The sequence below is a fragment of the Advenella sp. genome (genome assembly GCF_052108595.1).
In the GTDB taxonomy this organism is placed as follows: domain Bacteria; phylum Pseudomonadota; class Gammaproteobacteria; order Burkholderiales; family Burkholderiaceae_B; genus Advenella.
On sequence record NZ_JBQEAU010000043.1, the window covers coordinates 24421 to 30964 of the forward strand.

General features: G+C 56.9%; 5 protein-coding genes. 2 read left to right on the top strand and 3 right to left on the bottom strand.

Annotation, left to right across the window (positions count from 1 at the left end; genetic code table 11):
- Positions 1-7: 7 nt before the first annotated feature.
- The 3 genes from ccsB to ACTIKR_RS09735 all read right to left on the bottom strand — a co-directional run bounded on the left by ccsB (position 8) and on the right by ACTIKR_RS09735 (position 4321).
- Positions 8-1360 carry a c-type cytochrome biogenesis protein CcsB gene (gene ccsB / locus ACTIKR_RS09725; RefSeq protein WP_193090049.1) on the bottom strand — a complete coding sequence of 451 codons (1353 nt, stop codon included), beginning with the start codon at positions 1358-1360 and terminating at the stop codon, positions 8-10.
- Positions 1361-1368: 8 nt separating this feature from the next.
- The gene (locus ACTIKR_RS09730; RefSeq protein ID WP_442327740.1) at positions 1369-3522 is read right to left on the bottom strand and encodes a cytochrome c biogenesis protein ResB; all 2154 of its coding nucleotides are present in this window, start codon (positions 3520-3522) and stop codon (positions 1369-1371) included.
- An 85-nt stretch (positions 3523-3607) separates the two neighbouring features.
- Complete coding sequence (locus tag ACTIKR_RS09735; RefSeq protein ID WP_193090048.1) at positions 3608-4321, bottom strand: c-type cytochrome; 714 nt, start codon at positions 4319-4321, stop codon at positions 3608-3610.
- 172 nt (positions 4322-4493) lie between these two features.
- Between ACTIKR_RS09735 and yihA the strand changes: the two genes are divergently transcribed.
- Together yihA and hemB are read left to right on the top strand one after the other, a co-directional pair.
- A complete protein-coding gene (gene yihA, locus ACTIKR_RS09740) occupies positions 4494-5117 on the top strand; it encodes a ribosome biogenesis GTP-binding protein YihA/YsxC (RefSeq protein WP_193090047.1) in 624 nt (207 codons plus the stop codon).
- A gap of 307 nt (positions 5118-5424) precedes the next feature.
- A complete protein-coding gene (gene hemB / locus ACTIKR_RS09745) occupies positions 5425-6438 on the top strand; it encodes a porphobilinogen synthase (protein WP_442327741.1) in 1014 nt (337 codons plus the stop codon).
- Positions 6439-6544: the final 106 nt, after the last annotated feature.

Consider the following 6544-nt stretch of genomic DNA (forward strand, 5'->3'; position numbering starts at 1 on the left):
CAGTGGCTTACAGCTCTCCGTAGGAGTGCAGGCCCGACAGGAAAATATTGACGCCCAGGAAGGCAAAGCTGGTGATAACCAGGCCAACCAGCGCCCAGTAGGCCGCAAACGTGCCGCGCATGCCTTTCATCAGGCGCAGGTGCAGCCAGGCAGCATAATTGAGCCAGACGATGAAGGCCCAGGTTTCTTTCGGATCCCATTGCCAATACGTACCCCAGGCATCAGCAGCCCAGAACGCGCCCAGAATGGTGGCCACGGTGAAAAAGGCAAAGCCGATGGAGATGGACCGGTACATGATGTCGTCCAGCACTTCCAGCGGCGGCAATTTGGCGGCAATGACGCGACGCCCTAGCAAAATAGCGGCAACGATGGCCAGGCTGCCCAGGAAGTAGACGAACCAGAAGCCCATATTGTCCTTGTCACGGAAAATGAACAGCTCCGACACCATGGCGCCGCCCACGACCAGCAGCGGAATCATGGGTTTCCAGCTGGTGGTGGCGCCATGCTGCTTGACCAGATAAGCGAAGCCGACCATCGCGGACAGGGCAAAGGAACCATAGCCAATGAAATTGGCCGGCACGTGCAGTTTCATCCACCAACTGCGCAGGGCGTTATTCAACGGCGTAATCACTGCAGCGTCACGCTCGAATGTGTACCAGAGCAGGAAGATGACCGCAGACGAAATGACCAGCAACACAAAGCCACCCAGGGCACGCGTGTTGTAGCGTCTCTCGTAATACAGGTAGAACAAGGCCGTGATCAGGCAAAACAGCACGAAGACTTCATACAGGTTGCTGACAGGGATGTGCCCCATGTCGGGCGCGATCAGATGGCCCTCGCGCCAGCGCACCAGCAGGCCGGTGAAGCCGGCAAAAACGCCGGTCCAGGTCAGGGCCGACCCCATCCAGGCGCCGGTAGTACTGACAAACCCGATCCAGTAGCACACGGTGGCCATGAAAAACAGTGCACACATCCACAAAATGGCCGATTGCGAAGACAGCAGGTATTTCAGCAGGAAATTACTTTCCGCATGCGCCAATTGCCCGTCATACAGCCATATCGCCAGACCGGCTGCCAGGGCACAGGCAATCATCAGCTTGCGCACGGGCCGCCACAGCCAGCCCATCCAGGTGGCCGCAAATGTCATGCCGACCAGAATGGCTTTCTCGTAGTAATCCATCGAGTCGGGGTACTCAATGATGGCGTAGATGGCCCCTGCCAGCAACACCAGCAGGAACAAAATGTCGGAAAAGTCCGGTTTGCCGCGCAGCATGCGGCTGTCGCCGGACTCGGTAATGTTCTTTTCCCAATCGACCAACTGGTCGGCGGCTCCTGATGCGGTCACAACGGTATTTGACATATTTGCCTCTAGGCTTTTTCGTTGCCAGTAAAGTAATGGCGGAAGCGCTCGAATTCACGATTGAAGTCGAGGGTGCGTTTTTGCGAGGTCATGGCTGCCATCATACGGCTATCCTGATCGTCCTGACCGGGCTTGACCCAGATCCAGATTCGGCGATCACGGATGTAGAACATGGAAAACACACCCAATATCAGCAGGATTGATCCCCCATAGACCATTAGTTTACCCGGGGAACGCGTGGCCTGCAAAACAGTGGCCTGAATATGCTGAAAGGTTTTCAGCTGAAAAAACATGGGCGCCGGGTAATTTGCCAGGTCAGACACTGCGCGCAAGGACAGGTCAAACCAGCGCGCCTGTGCCTGAGCATCCGGCCCTTCGAAAACGATGGGCGCAAGACCGGCCTGTTCGCGCGCCAGGTTGCGCAGTTCAATGGCACTGAACAACAGATACTCGCGCAGGATTTTCTTCATGGGCTCGCGCAACTGTGCAGGAACTCGGTCGCTTTCGGACACACCCTCGCCTTCAACATACTTGTCGATACCGGCGAAGCCGTCGGCGGCAAAGACGCTGAGCGCGCGCTCGGCCAGCTGGACGATGACCGCTTTATCGATACGGCCATCCTGATTCTTCTCTGCATACGCCGTCGCCGCTTTCAGGCGCATCGCCTTGTCATTGAATGCCGCGCGCATGGCCAGAAATTCGCTGACCGTGCTTTTACCATCTGCAGGGATCCGGACATAACGGAACATCGAATCGCCGGGCAACTGCATACCGATCAGGAAAACCGGTGAGTCTTCAAGCATAACCGGCAGCATGTAGTTATTGAACTTGATGGACTGGTTGCGATCATCGGTCAGCGTATAGGATACGCTGGGGCCAATGTTGCGTAGTTTCTTGTCATTCCTGCCGGCTGCGCTGCCGGTCACGGCCAGAATGTCTTCCTGGAACGTTTTGGGCTGGGCCGCACCCGGATTCGGGGCGGACAGATCTTCGACGTTGATGGGCTTGAAGTCCTCGAAGGTCACGGTATAGTTTTTGCTCTGACCATTGAGGGTTGTGGTCACGCCTGTCTGCTCGCCGACCGCGCCCGACAGCTCAAACGGCGCACTGCCGTTGCCCGCCAGCGGATAGCCGGTCACGGAAACCTTGGAGCCGCCGTCATGAAAGCTTGACTGATACAGCGTAATGCCATGCATCTGAAACGGGTGATTGACTTCGATGGTTTCATTGGAAACCTGGCCTGTTTCCCTGTCGGTAATCGTCACCTCGCTGGCAAAGCGCTTGGGCATGCCATTGGTTTCGTAGTACTCGATGATGAATTTATTGAGCTTGATATCGAAGGGCAGCATTTGCAAATACTGACCGCCGCTGAGCGCCAGAATCCCGGTGTTGGCTGAATTGCCTTCGGCGATGGAGACATTGCCGCGAAAACTGGGGTTGCCAGACGAAAAACGCGCCGCTTCGGGCACATCGGAAACGAATCGGGCGGTGTCGGGAATGGGTTGCTTGCTGCCCAGCCAGATTTGCAGGCGGTTGGGCAACTCGCTGTCGAGCAGCCCGCCGATACAGACGATCACAATGGCCGAATGCGCAAAAATATAGCCCAGCCGATTGGCACTGCCCTTTTTGGCCGCCAGCAGCGTGCCGCTGGCGTCTGTTTTTTCCTTGACCGCATACCCTTCTTTTTTCAGCCAGCTGCGGACTCGCGCGAGTGAGGCAGCGGAGGTAAGACCTGTTTGGATATCAATGCGATGTGGAAAAGCACGCAAGCTGCCTTCGCGGATATATTCGCGAAAAGAGCGCATGTCCTTGAGCATTTTGGGCGCATTGCGTATCAGACAGATGCTGGTGGAGACCACCAGAAAAGTCATGATGAGCAGGAACCACCAGGTGTTGTAGATTTGCGCCACGCCGAATTTGCTGAATACAGCATACCAGTACATGCCGAACTGATCGGTGTAGGTCAAGTCAGGCTGGTTTTGCTGCAGGACCGTGCCAATAATGCTGGCCACGCAGATAAACATGAGAAGGCTCACAGCAAAACGCATGGAGCCAAGCAATTCAACGAGCTGGGCGCCCCAGGCTCTGGTAGTTGGTCGAGATACTGAATTTGTCATAAGAAAAAGGGGCACACAATGCGCGTTACCCCTTCTTTGACCCATTGTTACGGAAAAGTTCCATAACGCGGGTCAGAAATTGTCGATCGCGGCCAATTGCCAGGTTGCCGCTAATCGAAAGGCTGTCGAATCAGCGAATGCCAGCTGCGTAATCTGCAACGGCCTGGATGTCTGCCTTATTCATGCGGTTGGCAATTTTACCCATCATGTTTTCTGCGCCACCCTGCGTGCGATAGCCATCGGCAAAGGCATGCAACTGAGCTTCCAGATACTCCGGATGCTGACCGGACAGACGTGGGAAGGCCGATGGGATACCCTGGCCGGTCGCGCCGTGGCACGATGCACAGGCAGGAACGCTACGCTCAGGAATACCGGCACGCCAGATCTGGCGACCACGTTCGACGACCTTCCGGTTGTCACCCTGCTTGGCCTTGGCAGGCTGGGTCAGTTGCTGTTTGCTCAGGAAGACTGACAGGTTCTGCATGTCTTCCTTGGTCATTTGTGCCACGATAGGCGCCATGGCTGTAGGCTTGCCGTCTGGCGTGCCACGAATAACCTTGTCGGCGGGTGCCTTGAAGTGTTCAAGCTGAAGCGTGAGGTATTCATGAGGCATGCCGGCCAGATTCGGGTACATGGCAACGCCACTGTTGCCGTTGACGCCATGACAGGCGACACAGGCAAGAATGCCGCGAGAAGTATCACCCTTTGTATAAAGGGCAGCGCCTTTCTCGGCGTCAGGAACAGCGGATGCAGCAGCGGCCTCTGCGCCGAAAGCTGCCGTACCGAAGGCCATACCAGCCAGAACGCTGCCGGCAACCAGAATGTTTGTTAAAACTCGCTTCATGAATATCCTCTGTGATCCCATGGATCTGGGGCGCACTTTAGCAGCCACGGCCCGTATTTTAAAAGACAAATGCGTATAAACACGGAAGTATAAACCTCAAACATGAATTTAGGCATTTTTTGGCCTAGCAATTATACAATAGAGGACGAATCTTTTTTTGCCGGAACCCTTTGTGTCAATATTACATCGCGCCTCGTTTTACACTTCAGCCGCCCGGCTCGACCAGTTGCCGCCGCCAGGGGCGCCTGAAGTCTGTTTTGTGGGCCGCTCCAACGCCGGCAAATCTTCCGCTATCAATGTGCTGGCCAACCAGAAACGGCTGGCGTTTTCAAGCAAGACGCCAGGACGCACCCGGCTGATCAACCTGTTTGGCATCCCCGATCCGCTGGATCCGGAGCAGCCGCTCGGGTTTCTGACCGACCTGCCCGGTTACGGCTATGCCTCTGTCGCGCGCGACGCCCGCGAAGAATGGGCTGAAGTGCTGGGCGCCTATCTGCGCCAGCGCACCTCGCTGGCCGGCGTCGTGCTGCTGATCGACATCCGCCGTGGCGTAACCGATCTGGACAAGCGTCTGGCCAACTGGATTGCGCCTACCGGCAAGCCCGTGCTGGCGCTGTTGACCAAGGCAGACAAACTGCCTTACGGGCAACGCATCAAGGCGGTCTTTGCGGTTAAAAAGGAGCTGGCTGATATCGGCGCCTTGAATGCAGTGCCGTTTTCCGCTACGCAACGCATCGGGCTGGAAGAGGCTGACAGCAGCATCGTCAACTGGATTTCTCCGCAGGTCGTCCCCTGATTGCCGCGCTTTTCGTGAGCAGGCAGCCAATCGGGCTGAACTTTTCGGGCGTCGGGCACTCTGATGACACAATCGACGCAATCGGGCTTGTTTCAGTACGCTGTTCAGGATATCTGCTTGCCACGGGTGTCCGCAAGCACCGGGCCGGAAAGCAGCCTGTGCCGACGACGGGCAAGATTGCCGCAGTCACCGCCCCTTGCTCGCATGCCCTGGGCCGGCACAAACCTGTGGATGATTTCTGATCATCCCTTTTTGCTTCACCTTTCCATTGCACCCTTGCGGTGCTGACTGCAATACGGATAACACCATGACTTCAATTATCACTGCCGATTTTCCCGCATCCCGCCCCCGCCGCAACCGTCGCGACGACTTTTCGCGCCGCCTGGTTCAGGAAAATGTCCTGACCGTCAATGATCTGATTTACCCGGTATTCATCAAGGAAGGCACGGGCGTGACCGAAGCGGTAGCCTCCATGCCAGGCGTAAACCGGTACAGCCCCGACACGCTGCTGGCGGTGGCCGAGACCTGTGTTTCGCTAGGCATTCCGGTGATGGCGTTGTTCCCCTCTATCGACCCGGCACTGAAAACGCCTGACGGTATTGCTGCCACATATGAAGACGGCCTGATTCCGCGCACCATTGCCATGCTCAAGAAAGCATTTCCCGAGCTGGGCATTTTGTGCGATGTGGCGCTGGACCCGTACACCAGCCACGGGCAGGATGGCGTGCTGGATGAAAACGGTTATGTACTGAATGATGAGACGACCAACATCCTGGTGCAGCAGGCACTGACCCAAGCCCGCGCCGGCGCCGACTACGTCGCCCCCAGCGATATGATGGACGGCCGTATCGGCGCCATCCGGCAGGCCCTGGAAAAGGAAAAGCTGATCTACACACGCATCATGGCCTATTCGGCCAAGTACGCCAGCGCCTTCTACGGACCGTTTCGCGATGCGGTGGGTTCGGCCACCAACCTGGGCAAATCCAACAAAATGACTTACCAAATGGATCCGGCCAATCGCAACGAGGCGTTGCGGGAAATCGCAGCGGATATCCGCGAGGGCGCCGATATGGTCATGGTCAAGCCTGGCATGCCCTATCTGGACATCGTGCGGGAAGTCAAGGATAACTTCCGCGTGCCCACCTACGCCTATCAGGTTAGCGGCGAATACGCCATGATCAAGGCGGCCGCGCAAAACGGCTGGCTGGACCACGACAAGGTCATGATGGAGTCGCTGATGTGTTTCAAGCGCGCCGGCGCCGACGGTATCCTGACGTACTTCTCAATTGAAGCGGCGCGTATTCTGACCGGCCGTCAGTAAACCGCTTGCAGCCTGCCATCGGGGACAGGTGCTCTCGATGTGTGCGATCCGTGGCGGGTGGCGGCCAGAGTCTGATGGTACAGCCGCAAATGACAGGCTGCGAACC

Excerpts from the sequence above, each read along its gene's own strand:
- ccsB (WP_193090049.1), bottom strand. The coding sequence starts at position 1,360 with ATGTCAAATACCGTTGTGACCGCATCAGGAGCCGCCGACCAGTTGGTC.
- ACTIKR_RS09730 (WP_442327740.1), bottom strand. The coding sequence starts at position 3,522 with ATGGGTCAAAGAAGGGGTAACGCGCATTGTGTGCCCCTTTTTCTTATG.
- ACTIKR_RS09735 (WP_193090048.1), bottom strand. The coding sequence starts at position 4,321 with ATGAAGCGAGTTTTAACAAACATTCTGGTTGCCGGCAGCGTTCTGGCT.
- hemB (WP_442327741.1), top strand. The coding sequence starts at position 5,425 with ATGACTTCAATTATCACTGCCGATTTTCCCGCATCCCGCCCCCGCCGC.